At 73.9% G+C, this 18130-nt stretch carries 18 protein-coding genes and 2 tRNA genes; 11 read left to right on the forward strand and 9 right to left on the reverse strand.

What is annotated here, in order from left to right:
• Positions 1-142 precede the first annotated feature (142 nt).
• Positions 143-2155 carry a M13 family metallopeptidase gene (locus tag ACFCZN_RS03205; protein ID WP_429762382.1) on the reverse strand — a complete coding sequence of 671 codons (2013 nt, stop codon included), beginning with the start codon at positions 2153-2155 and terminating at the stop codon, positions 143-145.
• Between the two features lie 75 nt (positions 2156-2230).
• On the opposite strand from ACFCZN_RS03205, the gene ACFCZN_RS03210 reads away from it, so the two are divergent.
• Both ACFCZN_RS03210 and ACFCZN_RS03215 read left to right on the forward strand, forming a co-directional pair.
• A complete protein-coding gene (locus ACFCZN_RS03210) occupies positions 2231-2698 on the forward strand; it encodes a ribose-5-phosphate isomerase (protein ID WP_430555787.1) in 468 nt (155 codons plus the stop codon).
• A gap of 11 nt (positions 2699-2709) precedes the next feature.
• Positions 2710-3723, forward strand: coding sequence for an Fpg/Nei family DNA glycosylase (locus tag ACFCZN_RS03215; protein WP_430555788.1), 1014 nt, complete (start codon positions 2710-2712; stop codon positions 3721-3723).
• Here the strand turns inward: ACFCZN_RS03215 and ACFCZN_RS03220 are convergent.
• A complete protein-coding gene (locus ACFCZN_RS03220) occupies positions 3714-4733 on the reverse strand; it encodes a phosphotransferase (RefSeq protein ID WP_430555789.1) in 1020 nt (339 codons plus the stop codon). The genes ACFCZN_RS03215 and ACFCZN_RS03220 overlap by 10 nt on opposite strands.
• 2 nt (positions 4734-4735) lie before the next feature.
• Positions 4736-6040, reverse strand: a complete 1305-nt coding sequence (eis, locus tag ACFCZN_RS03225) for an enhanced intracellular survival protein Eis (RefSeq protein WP_430555790.1) — start codon at positions 6038-6040, stop codon at positions 4736-4738.
• A 121-nt stretch (positions 6041-6161) separates the two neighbouring features.
• Between eis and ACFCZN_RS03230 the strand changes: the two genes are divergently transcribed.
• Positions 6162-6575 (forward strand): MGMT family protein, encoded by a 414-nt coding sequence (locus ACFCZN_RS03230; protein WP_430555791.1) that lies wholly within the window; start codon positions 6162-6164, stop codon positions 6573-6575.
• Positions 6576-6596: 21 nt separating this feature from the next.
• Here ACFCZN_RS03230 and ACFCZN_RS03235 read toward each other — a convergent pair whose 3' ends face one another.
• Positions 6597-7733, reverse strand: coding sequence for an LLM class F420-dependent oxidoreductase (locus ACFCZN_RS03235; RefSeq protein WP_429762686.1), 1137 nt, complete (start codon positions 7731-7733; stop codon positions 6597-6599).
• Positions 7734-7870: 137 nt separating this feature from the next.
• On the opposite strand from ACFCZN_RS03235, the gene ACFCZN_RS03240 reads away from it, so the two are divergent.
• Positions 7871-8260 (forward strand): MmcQ/YjbR family DNA-binding protein, encoded by a 390-nt coding sequence (locus ACFCZN_RS03240; RefSeq protein ID WP_430555792.1) that lies wholly within the window; start codon positions 7871-7873, stop codon positions 8258-8260.
• A 12-nt stretch (positions 8261-8272) separates the two neighbouring features.
• Here ACFCZN_RS03240 and ACFCZN_RS03245 read toward each other — a convergent pair whose 3' ends face one another.
• From ACFCZN_RS03245 to ACFCZN_RS03265, 5 genes are all read right to left on the reverse strand, one after another.
• Entirely contained in the window at positions 8273-9292 is a 1020-nt protein-coding gene (locus ACFCZN_RS03245; protein WP_430555793.1) for a DUF1648 domain-containing protein, read from the reverse strand.
• Positions 9289-9639, reverse strand: coding sequence for a GntR family transcriptional regulator (locus tag ACFCZN_RS03250; RefSeq protein ID WP_430555884.1), 351 nt, complete (start codon positions 9637-9639; stop codon positions 9289-9291). The genes ACFCZN_RS03245 and ACFCZN_RS03250 overlap by 4 nt, the downstream gene beginning before the upstream one ends.
• Before the next feature lie 114 nt (positions 9640-9753).
• On the reverse strand, positions 9754-10365 hold the full coding sequence (epsC, locus tag ACFCZN_RS03255) for a serine O-acetyltransferase EpsC (protein WP_429762684.1): 612 nt from the start codon (positions 10363-10365) through the stop codon (positions 9754-9756).
• A gap of 79 nt (positions 10366-10444) precedes the next feature.
• Complete coding sequence (gene cysK / locus ACFCZN_RS03260; RefSeq protein WP_429762374.1) at positions 10445-11380, reverse strand: cysteine synthase A; 936 nt, start codon at positions 11378-11380, stop codon at positions 10445-10447.
• 511 nt (positions 11381-11891) lie between these two features.
• Positions 11892-11962, reverse strand: a tRNA-Gly gene (locus tag ACFCZN_RS03265).
• 160 nt (positions 11963-12122) lie between these two features.
• Here ACFCZN_RS03265 and ACFCZN_RS03270 point away from each other — a divergent pair.
• From ACFCZN_RS03270 to clpX, 7 genes are all read left to right on the forward strand, one after another.
• A tRNA-Pro gene (locus ACFCZN_RS03270) sits at positions 12123-12196 on the forward strand.
• Between the two features lie 130 nt (positions 12197-12326).
• Positions 12327-12845, forward strand: coding sequence for a DUF4190 domain-containing protein (locus ACFCZN_RS03275; protein ID WP_430555794.1), 519 nt, complete (start codon positions 12327-12329; stop codon positions 12843-12845).
• A 215-nt stretch (positions 12846-13060) separates the two neighbouring features.
• Entirely contained in the window at positions 13061-14428 is a 1368-nt protein-coding gene (gene tig / locus ACFCZN_RS03280; protein WP_430555885.1) for a trigger factor, read from the forward strand.
• A gap of 140 nt (positions 14429-14568) precedes the next feature.
• Positions 14569-15159, forward strand: coding sequence for a TetR/AcrR family transcriptional regulator (locus tag ACFCZN_RS03285; protein ID WP_430555795.1), 591 nt, complete (start codon positions 14569-14571; stop codon positions 15157-15159).
• A 136-nt stretch (positions 15160-15295) separates the two neighbouring features.
• A complete protein-coding gene (locus ACFCZN_RS03290) occupies positions 15296-15916 on the forward strand; it encodes an ATP-dependent Clp protease proteolytic subunit (RefSeq protein WP_429762682.1) in 621 nt (206 codons plus the stop codon).
• An 82-nt stretch (positions 15917-15998) separates the two neighbouring features.
• Complete coding sequence (locus tag ACFCZN_RS03295; RefSeq protein WP_429762681.1) at positions 15999-16685, forward strand: ATP-dependent Clp protease proteolytic subunit; 687 nt, start codon at positions 15999-16001, stop codon at positions 16683-16685.
• Between the two features lie 156 nt (positions 16686-16841).
• Positions 16842-18116, forward strand: coding sequence for an ATP-dependent Clp protease ATP-binding subunit ClpX (gene clpX, locus ACFCZN_RS03300; RefSeq protein WP_429762357.1), 1275 nt, complete (start codon positions 16842-16844; stop codon positions 18114-18116).
• Positions 18117-18130 lie beyond the last annotated feature (14 nt).

Consider the following 18130-nt stretch of genomic DNA (forward strand, 5'->3'; position numbering starts at 1 on the left):
GTTTTTTGGGGGGAGAGAGGAGAGGGGGGAACAGAAAAATCAGCGGCGGAGAGAGGAGGGGAGGAAAGACCACAAAGGGAAGAAAGCCCCCCCCCCCCCTCTTGGCACCCTCCCCCCCCCCCGCGTCAGGACGTCCGGCGGGTCACCAGATGCGCACGCGCTCCTCGGGGGCGAGCCACAGGGCGTCGTCGGGGCCCACGCCGTAGGTGGCGTGGAACTCGTCGATGTTGCGGATCACGCCGTTGCAGCGGAACTCGTTGGGGGAGTGCGGGTCCGTGGCGATGCGCCGCACCACCTCCTCGTCGCGACCCTTGGACTGCCACACCTGCGCCCAGCCGAGGAAGACGCGCTCCAGACCGGTGAGGCCGTCGACGACGGGCGCGTCGTCCAGCGTCGTGCCGAGCGCGATGCGGTACGCCTTGATCGCGATGGACAGCCCGCCGAGGTCGCCGATGTTCTCGCCGATGGTCAGCGCGCCGTTGACGTGCGGTCCGTCCGCAGCCAGCTGCGCCGGGCGGAAGGCGTCGTACTGCGCGATGAGGGCCTGGGTGCGCTTCTCGAACTCGGTGCGGTCCGTCTCGGTCCACCAGTCCTCGAGGCGGCCGTCGCCGTCGTACTTGGAGCCCTGGTCGTCGAAGCCGTGGCCGATCTCGTGCCCGATGACGCCGCCGATGCCGCCGTAGTTCACGGCGTCGTCGGCCTCGGGGTCGAAGAACGGCGGCTGCAGGATCGCCGCCGGGAAGACGATCTCGTTCATGCCCGGGTTGTAGTAGGCGTTGACCGTCTGCGGCGTCATGAACCACTCGTCGCGGTCGATCGGGCGCCCGATCTTGCCGAGCTCGTGGTCCTGCTCGAACGCGTGCGCGCGACGCACGTTGCCGACCAGGTCGGCGGCGTCGACCTCGAGGGCGGCGTAGTCGCGCCACTTCACCGGGTAGCCCACCTTGGGCGTGAACCGCTCCAGCTTGGCGAGCGCCTTCACCTTCGTCTCGGGCGTCATCCAGTCCAGCGCCTCGATGGACTCGCGGTACGCAGCCACGAGGTTCGCGACGAGCGTGTCCATCCGCTCCTTGTGCTCCGGCGGGAAGTGGCGGGCCACGTACTGCTCGCCCACGGCCTCGCCGAGCGCCCGCTCGACGAGCGCGACGCCGCGCTTCCAGCGGTCGCGCACCTCCTGGGCGCCCGACAGCGTGCGGCCGTAGAAGTCGAAGTTGGCGTCGACGGTGGCGTCGTCCAGGTAGGCCGCGCGGGCGGTGACGAGGTGGTAGGCGGCCCAGAGCCTCCAGTCGGAGAGCGGCTCGGTCCGCCACAGCTCGGCGAATCCGGTCGCGAACGACGGCTCCCGCACCACCAGGGCGTCCAGCGAGCCGGCGGGCGCGCCGAGCGCCGCCCCCCACGCCCGCCAGTCGAAGCCGGGCGCCCGCTCGACGAGGTCGGCGAGCGTCATCGGGTTGTAGGTGAGGTCGGCGTCGCGGTCGCGCACCACGTCCCAGTGGTGGGCGGCGAGCTTCGTCTCGAGGGCGAGCACGCGCTGCGCGGCGTCCTCGGGGTCGGCGCCCCACCCGGAGGTGGCGCTGACGCCCGCGATGCGCAGCATGCGTGCGAGGTGCGGCAGGTACTTGTCGCGGACGGGCGCGTACTGGTCCTCGCGGTAGTACGCCTCGTCGGGCAGGCCGAGGCCGCCCTGCACGAGGTAGGTCACGTAGGTCTCGGGGTCCTTGGCGTCGTTGTCGACGTAGAAGGCGACGGCGCCGCCCCCGCCCGTGCGCTGCAGGGCGCCGAGCACGTCGACCAGCTCGGCGGGCGACGTCGCCGCGGCGATCTGCCCCAGCTCTGCGGCGATCGGCTCCGTGCCGAGCTGCTGGACGCGGTCGGCGTCGAGGAAGCTCGCGTACAGCGCGCCGATCTTCGCGGGGGTGGACGCGGGGTCGAGGTCGTCGGTGGCGGCGAGGTCGGTGATGATCTCCCGCACGCGCTCCTCCGACAGGTCGTGCAGCGCGCGGAACGCGCCGTCCATGGCGCGGTCGGCGGGGATCTCGTGCTGGGCGATCCAGCGCCCGTTGACGTGGCGGTACAGGTCGTCCTGCGGTCGGACGGCCTGGTCGAGGGCGCTGAGGTCGATGCCGGACCGCAGCCCGGTGGCGTCGGCAGTCATGGCGTCACCCTACGGCGCGCCGCCCACGTGCGGCGCGGGTCGAACCCCGCGGGCGACCTGGGGGAGAATGTGGTCATGCGTCTGCACATCGCCGCCGATCACGCCGGCTACGAGCTCAAGACCCACCTCGTCGACCACCTGCGCGCCGCCGGGCACGACATCGTCGACCACGGCGCCCACGAGTACGACCCGCAGGACGACTACCCGGCCTTCTGCATCGCCGCGGGCGAGGCCGTCGTCGCGGAGCCCGGCTCGCTCGGCATCGTCATCGGGGGCTCGGGCAACGGGGAGCAGATCGCCGCGAACAAGGTCGTCGGCGTGCGCGCCGTGCTGGCCTGGTCGCTGGAGACGGCGACGCTCGGTCGTCAGCACAACGACGCCAACGTCATCGCCGTGGGCGGCCGGATGCACAGCGTCGAGGAGGCGACGTCGTTCGTCGAGGCGTTCGTCGCGGAGCCCTTCAGCGGCGACGCCCGCCACCAGCGCCGCATCGACAAGCTGGCCGCGTACGAGGCGTCGCACGACGTCTCCGCCATCGCCTGACCCGACCCGACGTGCCAGAGGGTCACACCGTCCACCGCCTCGCGCGGGCGCTGGACGGGCTGTTCGGCGGCGAGACGCTCGCCGTGTCCAGCCCGCAGGGCCGGTTCGCGGGTGGCGCCGCGCTGCTCGACGGCCGCCGGCTGGTGGCCGCGGAGGCGTGGGGCAAGCAGCTCTTCTGCGGCTTCGCGCCCGACCTGTCAGACGCCTGGCCCACCGGGGTGGACGGTACGTCTGACAGGGCGGGAGACGTGCGCTGGCTGCGGGTGCACCTGGGGCTGTACGGGGCGTGGTCGTTCGCCGGCGACGGCAGCGCCGACGTGGTGCACGCGATCGGCGCGCCGCGCCGTCGTATCGGGGAGCGCGAGTCGACGCCGGCCGACGGAGGCGAGGCGGGTGTCGCCGTCGACGCCACGGGGGAGTGGGCGCCGCCCGCCCCGCGCGGCGCCGTCCGGCTCCGGCTGCTGGGCGCGCACGCCGTCGCCGACCTCACCGGGCCGACGGCGTGCGAGGTGCTCACCGGCGCGGAGAAGGCCGCCGTCGAGGCGAGGCTCGGGCCGGACCCCGTCCGCCACGGAGGTGACGCGGCCCGCACGGCGTTCGTCGAGCGCGTGCGGCGCTCGCGCGTGACGGTCGGCCAGCAGCTCATGGACCAGGCGGTGATCGCCGGGGTCGGCAACATCTACCGGGCCGAGGCGCTGTTCCGTGCCGGTGTGGACCCGCTGCGCCCGGGCCGCGACGTGCCGGCGACGGTGCTCGCCGCGGTCTGGGACGACCTGGTCGTGCTCATGCGCGACGGCGCCGACCGCGGGGCGATCGTCACCACCCGGCCCGAGCACCGGGTGGCGGACGGCGGCGGCCGGGTCACCCGGCAGAACACCGACGGCGACGCCGACGCCGTGCCCCGGGACGCGTCGTTCTACGTGTACCACCGCGACGGCCTGCCGTGCCGCGTCTGCGGTGCCCCGGTGCTCACCAAGGAGCTCGGCGGTCGCAACCTCTTCTGGTGCGGCGTCTGTCAGGTCTGAGGACCCGGCACCGGATCCAGCACCGTCGCCAGGTGCCGACCCGGTGCCTCGCCCCAGTCCGCCCACTCGGCCTCGGTGGCCTCGGCCAGCGCGCCGCACCACGTCCAGGCGCGGTTGACGGCGTGCGTGACGCCGGCCGCGCGTCGCAGGTCGTCCCACGCCGGGGCGTCGTCCGCCGCGCCCACCGGGGGCAGACCCCGCGCGGCGCACCAGACGTCCCACGCGCGGCGGTACGCCCGCTCGACGGGTTCCCAGTCGGCGCCCCCGTCCCGGGCGACCGCGGACGACACCTCGAGCACCTCGAGCGGGTGCGCCCACTGGGCGTCGCCGAGGTCGAACACGCGCAAGGCGCCGTCGACCTCGAAGACGTTGCCCGGGTGCAGGTCGCCGTGCTGCAGGCTGCTCGGCAGCGGGCTCGCCGCCAGGGTCGCGGCCGCCGCGGCCACCACGTCGCGGGCCGCGTGGAGGCGCTCGAGCGTGCGCTGGTCCGGCCGGGCGGGGTGGCCGGCCGGGACGCCCTGCAGCAGGGCGAGGACCGCGTCGAACCGGGCCGGCACCGTGCCGGGGGAGCAGTCGGGGAGTCCGGTGGCACGCAGGGCGTCGCCGTGCCCGAGGAGCTCCTGCTGCAGGTGCGCGGATCGCGTCAGCAGCGCGTCCCAGTCGGACCCGGTGGGCTCCCGGCGGTCGCGGAGCGTGGCGCCGCGGTCGGCCGTGAGCATCCACCCGCGGTCGGCGTCGACGGCGGCCGGGGCGTCCGCGGCGTCGGGGGCGACCTCGGCCAGCAGCGCCTGCAGTGCGGGCTCGAAGGACGACGAGCGGCAGGTGGCCTTGAACCAGTACCGGCCCGAGTCCGTGGCGACGACGAGCTGCGTGGACCACGGCCGCACGCGCGGCTGCTCGGGCGGGGCGAGGACGCGCACGCCGCGGCGGGCGAGGACGGCGGTGATCCAGGCCGTGGCCTCGGCGCGCCAGGCGTCCGACGTGACCGTGTCCGAGAACGCCGCCGCCACGGTCAGAACACCCAGCCGCAGGCGGGGGCGAGCGGCCAGCCGAACGCCGCGCTCGTGCGGCCGAGCGCGCCGGCCGACCGCTCGTCGACGAGCCCGGCGCCGGCGAGCGTCACGAGCGACGTGCCGCCCAGGTAGGCGGCGCCGAGCTCGCGCACGTCGAGCCGCAGGTCGGGTTCCGCGTCGGTGCGCTCGCACGTCGCCGCCCCGAACGCCGTCGCCCGCAGGCGCCACGACCCGGCGTTGTCGGCCAGCCGGGGGTCGTCGACCCCGAGCACGACGTCGACGTCGGCCTGATAGCGACGGCCCGCGAGCGCGCCGGGCACGTCGACGACGCGCACCCACACGTTGTCGGCGACGCGGGCGCCCGCGGCCCGCGGGTCGACGAGCAGGCTCATGACCGCGTCGTCGACCGGCAGCAGGAACGGGTCCGTGCTGCCCATGAGGTCGAGGTCGAGCAGCACGCCCCACAGGGCCCGCGCCGCGGCGGCGTCGAGGGCCACGACGTCGCCCAGGTGCACGGTGCCGCGCGGACCGGTGACCTGCCAGTCCAGGGTGCGGCGGAACGTCGCGTAGCCGCGCGCCTCGCCGTCGCGCTCCACGACGACGATCCGCAGCGACTCGCGCCCGGCCGCCCGGAACGACTTCGGGTCCGCCCAGTAGCTCTCCCACAGCGCGTCGGTCTCCCGAGCGGCCCAACCGGGCCGGTTGATCCCCGCCGGGCCGGCGGGCAGGCCCGGAGCGCGATGCAGGCGGGCGACGAGGTCGCCGTGGCGCGCGCGGTCGGCGTGCTCCACGCGCACGGTGTGGTCCGCGGCGCCGGGGACGTCGCGCAGCGCCGCGCCCCGTGGGACGGTGATGCGCAGGTCGTCGGCCGCCTTGCCGTACCCGAACCGTCCGTAGATGGCGGCCTCGGCGGCGAACAGCGCGGACAGCGGCTCGCCCCTCCGCCGGCACGCGTCGAGGTGATCGTCGATCATGGCGGTGAGCAGCCCGCGGCGGCGGTGCTGCGGGTGCACGCCCACCCAGGTCAGCCCGGCCGTCGGCAGGGTGGCGCCCGGCACGGGGAACCGGGAGAACGGGTACGACGCGTGGATCGCGGCGAGACCGTCGCCGGGCGCGCCCTCGACCTCGACGCCGACCGCCCGCTCCCATGTCAGGGGCAGCGGCAGGTCGTCGAACTCCGCCACCGAGTGCGGGTCGGGGAAGGCCCAGGTGTCGAGGTCGAGCAGCGCGCCGCGGTCGTCGGCGGTGAGCGTGCGGCTGCGGTAGCCGGCGGGCAGGGCTGAGCGGGAGCGGTCGGAGGTCACCTGCCGATCGTGGCCCGGTCCGGGGCGCTGGGCCAGCGGATTTCCGGACCGCCGGACGGGCCACCGGGCGACCCACGGTACGTCCGCCGCCGAGGTCGGCGGTGGGCCGTAGGGTCGCGGTGTGCCAGCCCGCGCCTCGACGTCCGACGAACCCCTCGACGCCCCCGACGAGTACGCCGCAGAGGTGCTCGCCCTGGTGCGCCGCATCCCGTCCGGCCGCGCCATGACGTACGGCCTGATCGCCGAGATCGTCGGCGAGCGGCTCGGGCGCGGCGGGCCTCGACAGGTCGGGAACGTCATGGCCGGCTCCGGCGACCGCTACGCGCACCTCGTGCCGGACGGTGCCGCCAAGGTCGGCCCCGTGCAGGACAACCACCCCGTGCCCTGGTGGCGCGTGGTGAACGCGTCCGGCGCCCCGCCGGCGCGGCACCTCACCGCGGCCCTCGACGCGCTGCGGGCCGAGGGCTGCCCCCTCTCCCGCGACGGCCGGCGCGTGGACCTGCGCCGGGCCGTCTGGTTCCCGCAGGAGCGCTGAGCCCAGGAGGGCCGGCGGCCGTCAGGCCTTCTTCGGCGCCACGCGGGCGGCGGCCGCGCCGGCGGTCGCGCGCACGCGAGCACCCAGGGGAGTGCCGCCGTCCGCGTCCTTGCGGGCCGCCTGTGCCGCGGCGAGCACCGTGAGCATCGACGACGGGTCGCCCTGCAGCAGCATCGTGGTCAGCGCCGTGCCGTCCCAGCGGGCCAGGTCGCGCGCGACCTTGTCCGCCGGGCCGACCAGCGCGACCTCCTCGACGAGCTCGGTCGGCACGGCGCGCGCGGCGTCCTCCCGGCGGCCCGCGAGGAACAGCGCCTGGACCTCGTCGAGCTCGGTCGCGTAGCCGAGGCGGTCCAGCGACGCCTTGTGGAAGTTGGCCTCCTTCGAGCCCATGCCGCCGGCGTACAGCGCGATGTGCGGGCGGATGACGTCCGCCGCGGCCTCGACGTCGTCGCGCACGACCACGGGCACGGTCGCGAGCACCTCGAACGCGGACGACGGCGCGCGCTCGTCGGAGCGCTGCGCGAACCCGGACGCCAGCAGCTCGCGGTGCTCCGCGTCGGCCCGCGGCGCGTAGAAGCCCGCCATCCAGCCGTCGGCGATCTCGGCGGCGAGCGTCACGTTCTTCGGGCCCTGGGCCGCCAGCACGATCGGGATGTCGGCGCGGCGGGGGTGCACGGTCGGCTTGAGGGCCTTGCCGAGGCCGGTGGCGCCGGGAGCGTCCGCGGGGAGCGGGAGGCGGAAGAACTCGCCGTCCGCGGTGACCGGGCGCTCGCGGGCGAAGACCTGGCGCACGACGTCGACGTACTCGCGGGTGCGCGCCAGCGGGCGGCGGTACGGCTGGCCGTACCAGCCCTCGACGACCTGCGGCCCGGAGGCCCCGAGCCCGAGCACGAACCGGCCGCCCGAGAGGTGGTCGAGGGTGATCGCCTGCATGGCCGTCGCCGTCGGGGTGCGGGCCGCCATCTGCGCGATGCCGGTGCCGAGCCGCAGGCGGCGGGTGCGGGAGCCCCACCAGGCGAGCGGGGTGAACGCGTCGGAGCCGTACGCCTCCGCGGTCCAGACCGAGTCGAGGCCCAGCGCCTCGGCCGCGACGAGCGCGGGCACGATGCCCTTCGGGGGCTTGCGGGACCAGTAGCCGGTCTGGATGCCGATGCGCAGGGTGCTCATGGGGCGGGGTGCTCCTCGTCGAGATGGTGCGGTCGTGCCGATGTGTCCGGTACCGGGAGTACCGGGTAATGCCCGTCACACCCTAGCCGACGTCGTGCGTGCGACGGGACCGACAGTAGGTTCGGGGGATGGCGACGATCGACGACGCGGTCCGCCTCGCCGCGGGTCTGCCCGAGGTCACCGAGACGACGACGTTCCGGAACCGGGCGTGGGCGGTATCCGGACGCGTGTTCTCCTGGCTTCGGCCGTTCAGCAAGGCCGACGTGCGGCGGTTCGGGGACGAGCCGGTGCCGGACGGGCCGATCCTCGCCGTCATGGTCGACGACCTCGGCGAGAAGGAGGCCGTGCTCGCCGCGCGCCCGGAGACGCTGACGATCCCGCACCTGGACGGCGTGCCCGTCGTGCTCGTCCGGCTCGAGGCGGTCGACGGCGCCGCGCTGCGCGAGCTCCTCGTCGACGCCTGGCTCGCCAAGGCGCCGCGCCGCGTGGCGGCCGCCCACCCGGAGCTGCTCGCCTGAGGTCGCGGGCGGTCAGCGGCTCCGGGCGCGGTCGGCCATCGTGTTCAGCAGCGCGGCGGCCTCGGCGGCGTCGTCGACGGTGACGGCGAACGACCGCCCGCCCGTCCGCTGGACGAGCAGCGCCTGCCCGCCGCGCAGCACGACGCCCACGCGCCCGTCGCGGGCGGTGCGCCAGCCCCAGCCGCCGTAGTCGCGCAGCGGGCGCACCTGCGTCACCGAGGCCCGGACCACCTCGTCCGCGGGGACGTGGGTCCCCGGCCAGCGGGCCGCGGAACGCACCGTGAGCCCGCTCGGGTCCACCCGCACGGTGAAGGCGAACATCGTGACGAACAGCGCGGCGAGGAGCACCGGGACGACCAGCATCGTCCACTCGGCCGTCAGCGCCGCCGCGAGCGCGGTCAGGGCGACGGCGACAGCCCCGACGGCGAGGCCCGGCCCGCCGGTCGCGCGGCGCAGCCAGACCGCGCGCTCGCCGTCGCGGAGCGCGGTCCGGGGCGCGTCTGCGGGGACCGCCTCGGAAGCGGGCATCGCGGGGTCGCCCGGCACGAGGGCGGCCGCGATCCCGGCGGGGACGAGCGGCAGGAGGACGGCCGTCAGCAGCGCGGCGCCGGACAGCCCGACCAGGGACGGGTCCGCCAGGCCGCGCTGCGGCGCGAGCGTGCCGACGACGACCGCGGCCATGAACGCGCCCGACCACACGCACCCCGCGGCGGTGATCCGTCGGGTCGAGGCGGCGGAGCCCTGCGTCAGCCCGATCGCCGCGAAGAGCCCGCAGAGCGCGACGGTGCTCACGAGGCCGACCAGCACCAGCGCGGTCGGCGACATGAAGCCGTCGGGCACGCCGCCGCGGCTCCAGTGCGACGCGACCTGCGCCGGCAGCTCGTCCCGCCACGCCCGGACCACGACCGCCGCGCCGAGCGCGAACAGCAGCCCGACGAGCGCCGACCACGCCGTCGCGCGGCGCGCGCGGGGGCGCCACGCCTCCGTGCCGGAGCGTGCTCGCGGGGTGCCGGGCGGGGGAGCGGTGGTCATCGGTGCATCGCCTCCGTGACGAGGGTGGTGGTGGTCTGGACGGACAGCCCCGCCCGGCGGGCCGCGGCGGCCAGGTCGGCCACGGCTCGTTCGACGTCGGTCAGGTCGGTCGCGGTGGACGCGATGACGGCGCCGCGCCCGCGCCGCAGCTCGAGCGTGCCGTCGTCGCGCAGCACCTGGTAGGCCCGCAGCACGGTGTGCATGTTGAGCTCGAGAGAGGCGGCGAGCTCCCGGGCCGAGGGCAGCCGTTCCCCCGGGCGGAGCGTCCCGTGCGCGACGCCGAGGCGCACCTGGGCGACGAGCTGCGCGTACAGCGGGTCGTCGCTCGCCGGGTCGATGCGCCACATCACGGACGCAGGCTACTTGTTCTACGACTACTAGAACAAACCTCGCGGCCCGACGACGACGGCCCCTGCGCCCGCCGCCGGGAGCGGTGGGTGCAGGGGCCGTCGCGGGGGCCGTCAGATGACGTACTCGAGCAGCTCCGAGGCGTCCTCGACGTGCTGGCCGTGGTCCGGCCGGTGGCCGGGGGTGCGGGCGTGGGCGGGCACCCCGACGGCCACCATGCCGTTCGGCACGTCGCGGGTGACGACGGCGTTCGCGCCGATCTGCGCGTCGTCCCCGATCCACAGCGGGCCGAGGATCTTGGCCCCGGCACCCACCATGACCCGGTCGCCCAGGGTCGGGTGCCGCTTGCCCCGGGTCATCGAGCGACCGCCCAGGGTGGAGCCGTGGAACAGGACGCAGTCGTCGCCGACGACCGCCGTCTGCCCGATCACCACGCCCATGCCGTGGTCGATGAAGAGCCGCCTCCCGATCCGCGCGCCGGGGTGGATCTCGATCCCCGTGACCCACCGGGCGGCCTGCGACACCAGGCGTGCCGGCAGGCGCAGGCCGGGCCGGTGCCACATGCGGTGCGACAGGCGGTGCGCCCACACGGCGTGCACGCCCGGGTACGCGAGCGCGACCTCGAACCGGGAGCGCGCCGCGGGGTCGTGCGCGTGCGCGGCCTCGAGATCCTCGGCGAGGATCTCGACCAGGTGGCGCAGGCCCGGGCGGTGCCCGGCCGGCATCGGGTGGTCGACGTCGCCGTCGAGGTCCTGGTGGCCGGGTCCGGCGGTGGCGGTCGGAGCGGCGCGGCGGCTCGTCACGTCAGTCCAGCAGGTCCGAGTACAGGATCGTGGACAGGTACCGCTCGCCGAAGTCGGGGATGACGACGACGATCAGCTTCCCGGCGTTCTCGGGCCGCTTGGCGACCTCGAGCGCCCCCGCGATCGCGGCGCCGGAGGAGATGCCGACCAGCAGGCCCTCCTCCTTCGCGGCGCGGCGGGCGAGCTCCACGGAGGTCTCCGCGTCGATGTCGACGACCTCGTCGTAGACGGAGGTGTCGAGGATCTCCGGCACGAAGTTCGCGCCCAGGCCCTGGATCTTGTGCGGGCCGGGGTTCCCGCCGGTGAGGATGGGCGACTCGGCCGGCTCGACCGCGACGATCTTCACCTCCGGCTTGCGCTCCTTGAGGACCTGGCCGACGCCGGTGATCGTGCCGCCCGTGCCGATGCCGGCCACGACGATGTCGACCTCGCCGTCCGTGTCGGCCCAGATCTCCTCGGCCGTCGTCTCCCGGTGCACCTTCGGGTTGGCCTCGTTGGCGAACTGGCGGGCGAGGATCGCGCCGGGACGCTCCGCGGCGATCTTCTCCGCGGCGGCGACGGCGCCCTTCATGCCCTCCGCGCCCGGCGTGAGCACGAGTTCCGCGCCGTACGCGCGCAGCAGGGCGCGGCGCTCCTTCGACATCGTCTCGGGCATCGCGAGCACGACCTTGTAGCCGCGCGCGGCGCCGACCCAGGCCAGCGCGATGCCGGTGTTGCCGGAGGTGCCCTCGACGATGGTGCCGCCCGGCTGCAGGGCGCCGGAGGCCTCCGCGGTGTCGATGATCGAGACGCCGATGCGGTCCTTGACGGAGTTGGCGGGGTTGTAGAACTCGAGCTTCGCGACGACCGTCGCGTCGAGGCCGGCGGCGAGACGGTTCAGCCGGACGAGCGGGGTGCGGCCGATGAGCTTCGTCGCGTCGTCGTAGATGCGTGCCATGGGTGTTCCTTCTCCAGGAGTGCGTGCGGGCGAGGTGCTGCGGGTGTGCCGCCGCGTGCGGGGCGGGCCCCCGAGCGGGTGCTCGGAGGGGCGCGGCGCAGGGGCGTCGGCGAGGTCGGTGCGAGCGCCGCACGGTCGCCGGGGACCCGCCGTCGGGCGGGTCGGACGTGACGTGGACGCTCTATCGACAGCATCGCGGCGTCGTCGCCGCGGCGCACGCGGGGGTGTGGAGCGTCGACGCCGGCACCGTCCTCCGGTGTGACGAGAGGGCGGCCGAGGGGGCGACGCGGCGGACGATCGTCATGGCCGGCCCTCCTCGTGAAGCTTCCTGGTGCGTCGTCGTGCAGTTGCCGCGCGGTCGCGCCTGTCGCAGGCTGCGGCGCCGAGCCTAACCAGGTCGCCACCGATCGACAAGGAGCATCTCATCCATCGGCGTCGTCGATCGGTCGGGCGACGGCTGTCCCCGGGGGCGCGGTCGGGCCGCCGGGGGAGGAGGGGAGAGGAGGAAGGGAGCGGGCGACGGGAATCGAACCCGCGTAGCCAGTTTGGAAGACTGGGGCTCTACCATTGAGCTACGCCCGCACGGCCACCCCGCGACACCGTCGCCGGGGTGGGAACGCGGGCCAACCCTAGCAAAGCCCTGGCGGCGCTCGAGCCCGTCCCCGCGCCGTCCGTGCACGTCGTGGGCTCGGCCCCGGACGGCGGCACTACACTGACCGAGGCCCCGCCCGACGGCGGGCCGCGGGGTGTGGCGCAGCTTGGTAGCGCATCTGCTTTGGGAGCAGAGGGTCGCTGGTTCGAATCCAGTCACCCCGACACAGGGACAGGGGCGGACGTCGTGGTCCGTCGCGGCTCGCCCGTGGTTCGGCACGCGCCCGGCGCGCCGATCTGGAAGGATCGGCCCCCGTTCGCCGACGGACGGCGACCGACGTGCGAGGAGAACCTGATGACCACCCCGGACCCCTACACGCCAGGCACGCCCGAGCCGGGTGCGACGCCCCCCGGCGGCACCGAGCCCCAGCAGCCCGCCCCGGGTCAGCCGGCGCCGGGCCAGGCCTCCCCTGCCCAGCCGGCCGGCGGGCACCCCTATCCCGCATCCCCGCAGGCGCCCGGCCAGGCCTACCCCGCCGCACCGCCCGCCGGGCAGTACGCGCCGGCCTACGGCCAGCCGCCGCAGAACCCGGGCAAGACGCTCGGCATCGTCGGCCTGGTGCTCGGCTTCTTCGGGCCCCTGTCGATCGTCGGCCTGATCCTGTCGATCGTGGGTCTCGTGAAGTCGCGCAAGGCGGGCCAGCCGAACGGTGTCGCGATCGCCGGCATCATCGTGAGCTCCCTCGTGCTCATCGGGACGATCATCGTCGCCGTGGTCATCGGCGTGGGGGTCGGTTACGTCCTCGAGCAGTGCGCCGAGCTGGGGCCGGGGACGCACGTCGTGGGCAACACCACCTTCACCTGCCCCTCCTGACCGCCGCGCACGCCCGCGAGCCCCGGGCCGTCGCGTCGGTCGGGTCTCGCGGGGGTGTGGCGCGAGAGGCCGCCGGGCGGCCCTCGCCGTGGCGTAGGATGGACGGGTTGCCCGTACGCCCGTCGTACGGTCCCCGCACCCCGCGCCGCAGCAACCAGGCCGGCTCGCGCCGGTGAGACGCGCGCGCAGCACCCGAACCGTTGGAGACCATCGAAGTGAAGAGCGCCGTCGAGACCCTGGAGCCCACCAAGGTCAAGCTGACCGTCGAGGTGGAGTACGACGAGCTCAAGCCGAGCATCGACCACGCGTACAAGCACATCGCCGAGCAGGTGAACATCCCCGGGTTCCGCAAGGGCAAGGTTCCCCCGCGCATCATCGACCAGCGCGTCGGCTGGGGTGCGGTCGTCGAGCACGCCGTGAACGACGCTCTGTCGAACTTCTACCGCGACGCCGTCACGGCCGAGTCGCTGCGCCCCCTGGGCCAGCCCGAGGTCGAGGTGACCGAGATCCCCGCCAAGGCCGGCGAGGGCCAGCTCGCGTTCACCGCCGAGGTCGAGGTCCGCCCCGAGATCACCCTCCCGGACCTGTCCGGGATCGACATCACGGTGGACTCCACCGAGGTGAGCGACGAGGACGTCACCGAGCGCCTCGACGCGCTGCGCGAGCGCTTCGGCACCCTCGTGGGCGTCGACCGTCCGGCCGCCGAGGGCGACTACGTCGTCATCGACCTCAAGGCCGTCATCGGTGACGAGGAGATCGACTCGGTCTCCGGCGTCTCCTACCAGATCGGCGCCGGCAACATGCTGGAGGGCCTCGACGAGGCGCTCACGGGCCTGTCGACGGACGAGACCACGACCTTCGTCACCAAGCTCGCCGGCGGCGAGCACGAGGGCGAGGAGGCGCAGGTCACCGTCACGGCCACCGCCGTCAAGGAGCGCGACCTGCCGACGCCGGACGACGACTTCGCCCAGCTCGCCTCGGAGTTCGACACCCTCGAGGAGCTGACCGCGGACCTGCGCGAGCAGGTCGCGTCGATCAAGACGTCGAACCAGGCCGTCGCCGCCCGCGACCTGCTGCTGGAGAAGCTGCTGGAGGCCGTCGAGGTCCCGGTGCCGTCGGGCGCGGTCGAGGCCGAGGTGCACCGCCACCTGGAGTCGGAGAACCGTCTCGAGGACGACGAGCACCGCGCCGAGGTCACCGAGGACGCCACCAAGGCCCTCAAGAACCAGATCCTGCTCGACACGCTGGCCGAGAAGCTCGAGGTCCAGGTCGGCCAGGGCGAGCTCGTCGAGTACCTGGTCCAGGCGTCTCAGCAGTACGGCATGGACCCGAACCAGTTCATCTCGACCCTCGACCAGGGCGGCCAGATCCCCGCCATGGTCGGCGAGGTCGCGCGCTCCAAGGCCCTCGCCGTGGCGCTCCGCGACATCGAGGTCAAGGACTCCGACGGCAACGTCGTCGACCTGACCGAGTTCATCGGCACCGAGGAGGAGGACGCTGCGGCCGCCGAGGCCGAGGAGCCCACCGAGACCGCCGCGTCCGACGAGGCGTCGGAGGAGGCCGAGGAGTCGGCCAAGGCCTGACCCTCGGAGCCCCTCCGGGCCACCCGGACCCACGCCGGCCCGCATCGTCCTCACGGACGGTGCGGGCCGTCGTCGTCCCCGCTCCGGTCGTGACCGGAGCGACCGCCGGTGCCGGTATACAGGTCCGTATAGTGGGTCGGGTGATCGAGCAGACCCCGCCGTCGGCGCCCCTCACCCCGGCGGCGCGCCGGATCCTCGCGGCCGCGTCGCGCCTGTTCTACGCCCGCGGCCTGCACGCCGTCGGCGTCGACACGATCGCCGCGGAGGCAGGCGTCACCAAGAAGACGCTCTACGACCGCTTCGGGTCGAAGGAGGCGCTCGAGGTGGCGTACCTGCGCGCCCGTGACGCCCGGTGGGAGGAGCTCCTGGGCCGGAGCCTCGCGGCGCACCCGGCCGCCGGCGTCGACCGGGTCCTGGCGTTCTTCGACGCCGTCGAGGAGTGGTCGGCGGCCGAGGGCGGGCGCGGGTGCGCCGCGATCAACGCCCGCGCCGAGGTGGACGACCCCGGGCACCCGGTCGCGGTCGAGGTCGCCCGGCAGAAGTCGTGGGTCCGGGACCGCCTCGAGGCCGAGTGCCGCGCCGCCGGGCTCGCCCGCCCCGGCGGACTCGCGGACGAGCTCATGGTGCTCTACGACGGGGCGCTGGCGGCGTCGGGGACCGGCGTGCCCGCAGGGCCCTTCCGGGCGGCGCGTCGCGCCGCCGGCGCCCTGTGCGCGGCGCACGCGGCATGAGCCGCGGCCGCCCGCGGAGTCGTCGTGTGCGCCAGCAGCGAAAAGCCCCTCCGCCGGGACGTTTCGCGTGGTTGCCGCACGTTAGGGTCGATCGACGGCGATGACGAAGGAGACGGACGTGAACGACTTGCTGCGGATGGACGGTGCGACGCCGGTGGCGCGTGCCGATGGCCCGGGCCTCGGCCTCAACGACTCCATCTACAACCGGCTCCTCAAGGAGCGCATCATCTGGCTGGGCTCGGAGGTGCGCGACGAGAACGCGAACGCCATCTGCGCCCAGATGATGCTGCTGGCCGCGGAGGACCCGGACAAGGACATCTGGCTGTACATCAACAGCCCCGGCGGCTCCATCACGGCCGGCATGGCGATCTACGACACCATGCAGTACATCAAGCCCGACGTCGCGACCATCGCGATGGGCATGGCCGCGTCGATGGGGCAGTTCCTGCTCTCCTCGGGCGCGAAGGGCAAGCGGTACATCACCCCGCACGCCCGCGTGCTGATGCACCAGCCGTCCGGCGGCGTCGGCGGCACCGCGACCGACGTGCGGATCGGCGCGCAGCTGATCATGCACATGAAGAAGGTGCTCTCCGAACTGACGGCCGAGCAGACCGGGCAGTCGCTGGAGCAGATCCTCAAGGACAACGACCGCGACAAGTGGTTCACCGCGGACGAGGCGCTCGAGTACGGCTTCGTCGACCACGTGGTCACCAACGCCGCCTCGGTCTCGGGCGGTGGCGGCGCGTCGGGCTCCTGACGCCGACCACCCGCCCCCGGAACCCACCGACTTCCCACCCGAGGAGAACACCGTGAGCTACTCAGACGAGTACCAGTTCGCAATGCGGGCCCAGAACCTGGCGGGCGCCGCGGCGCGTCCCGGCGGCGTCGCGCTCCCGCACGGCGCGCCGACGTCGCGCTACGTGCTGCCCCAGTTCGAGGAGCGCACCGCGTACGGCTTCAAGCGCCAGGACCCGTACACCAAGCTGTTCGAGGACCGCATCATCTTCATGGGCGTCCAGGTCGACGACGCGTCGGCGGACGACATCATGGCGCAGCTGCTGGTCCTCGAGAGCCAGGACCCCGACCGCGACATCATGATCTACATCAACTCGCCGGGTGGGTCGTTCACGGCCATGACGGCGCTGTACGACACGATGCAGTTCATCAAGCCGCAGATCCAGACGGTGTGCCTGGGCCAGGCGGCGTCCGCCGCGGCCGTGCTGCTCGCCGCCGGCCAGCCGGGCAAGCGGCTCGCGCTGCCGAACGCCCGCGTGCTGATCCACCAGCCCGCGATGGAGGGCGGCGGCTACGCCCAGGCGTCCGACATCGAGATCCACGCCAACGAGCTCATCCGCATGCGCGAGTGGCTCGAGTCGACGCTGGCGGCGCACACGGGCAAGACCGAGGAGCAGGTGCGCGAGGACATCGAGCGCGACAAGATCCTCACCGCCGCGCAGGCGAAGGACTACGGCCTGGTCGACCAGGTGCTCGAGAGCCGCAAGCCTGCCGCTCTCGCGCCGCGCTGACCAGCACGTTCACGGGGCCCGCGACCTCCCGAGGGGGACGTCGCGGGCCTCGCGACACGACGCACCGGGCTACTCGGCTGACAACGACGCCCTCGTGGTGTGGAATGGACGCAGGACCAGCACTCAGGACGTGCACTCACGAGATGGAGGCTCCCGGTGGCTCGGATCGGTGACGGCGCAGACCTGCTGAAGTGCTCGTTCTGCGGGAAGTCGCAGAAGCAGGTCAAGAAGCTCATCGCCGGCCCCGGCGTGTACATCTGCGACGAGTGCATCGACCTCTGCAACGAGATCATCGAGGAGGAGCTCGGCGAGGCGGCGGAGCTGGGGCTCACCGAGCTGCCGAAGCCGCGCGAGATCTTCGACTTCCTCGAGCAGTACGTCATCGGGCAGGAGCCGGCCAAGCGGGCGCTGGCCGTGGCGGTCTACAACCACTACAAGCGGGTCCAGGCGGGCGAGGCCCAGCGCGACGGCGACGACGCCGTCGAGATCGCGAAGTCCAACATCCTGCTCATCGGGCCCACCGGCACCGGCAAGACCTACCTGGCGCAGACGCTGGCGAAGATGCTCAACGTGCCGTTCGCCATCGCGGACGCCACGGCTCTCACGGAGGCCGGGTACGTGGGCGAGGACGTCGAGAACATCCTCCTCAAGCTCATCCAGGCCGCGGACTACGACGTCAAGAAGGCCGAGACGGGCATCATCTACATCGACGAGGTCGACAAGGTGGCCCGCAAGGCGGAGAACCCGTCGATCACGCGCGACGTCTCCGGCGAGGGCGTGCAGCAGGCGCTCCTGAAGATCATCGAGGGCACCACGGCGTCGGTGCCCCCGCAGGGCGGGCGCAAGCACCCGCACCAGGAGTTCATCCAGATCGACACCACGAACGTGCTGTTCATCGTGGCGGGCGCGTTCGCCGGGCTCGACGACATCGTGGCCTCCCGCTCCCGCAAGCGCGGCATCGGATTCAGCGCCCCCATGGAGACGGTCGCCGACGACGACCTGTTCGCGGAGGTGCGGCCCGAGGACCTGCAGAAGTTCGGCCTCATCCCCGAGTTCATCGGGCGGCTGCCCGTCATCGCGTCCGTGTCCCCGCTGGACCGCGACGCGCTGGTGCGGATCCTCACCGAGCCGCGCAACGCGCTCGTCAAGCAGTTCCAGCGGATGTTCGAGATCGACGGCGTCGAGCTCGAGTTCGAGCAGGACGCGGTCGAGGCGATCGCCGAGCAGGCTCTGCTGCGGGGCACCGGGGCGCGCGGGCTGCGCGCCATCATGGAGGAGGTCCTCCAGCAGGTGATGTTCGACGTGCCGAGCCGGGACGACGTCGAGCGGGTGGTCGTGAGCCGCGAGGTCGTGCTGGAGAACGTCAACCCGACGCTGGTGCCGCGCACGTCGCCCGTGCGTCGTCGCACCCCCCGCGAGAAGAGCGCCTGAGCCCTACCGGGCCC

Origin of the sequence: Isoptericola sp. NPDC056134 (genome assembly GCF_042264825.1) — a bacterium.
Classification (GTDB): Bacteria; Actinomycetota; Actinomycetes; order Actinomycetales; family Cellulomonadaceae; genus Isoptericola; species Isoptericola nanjingensis.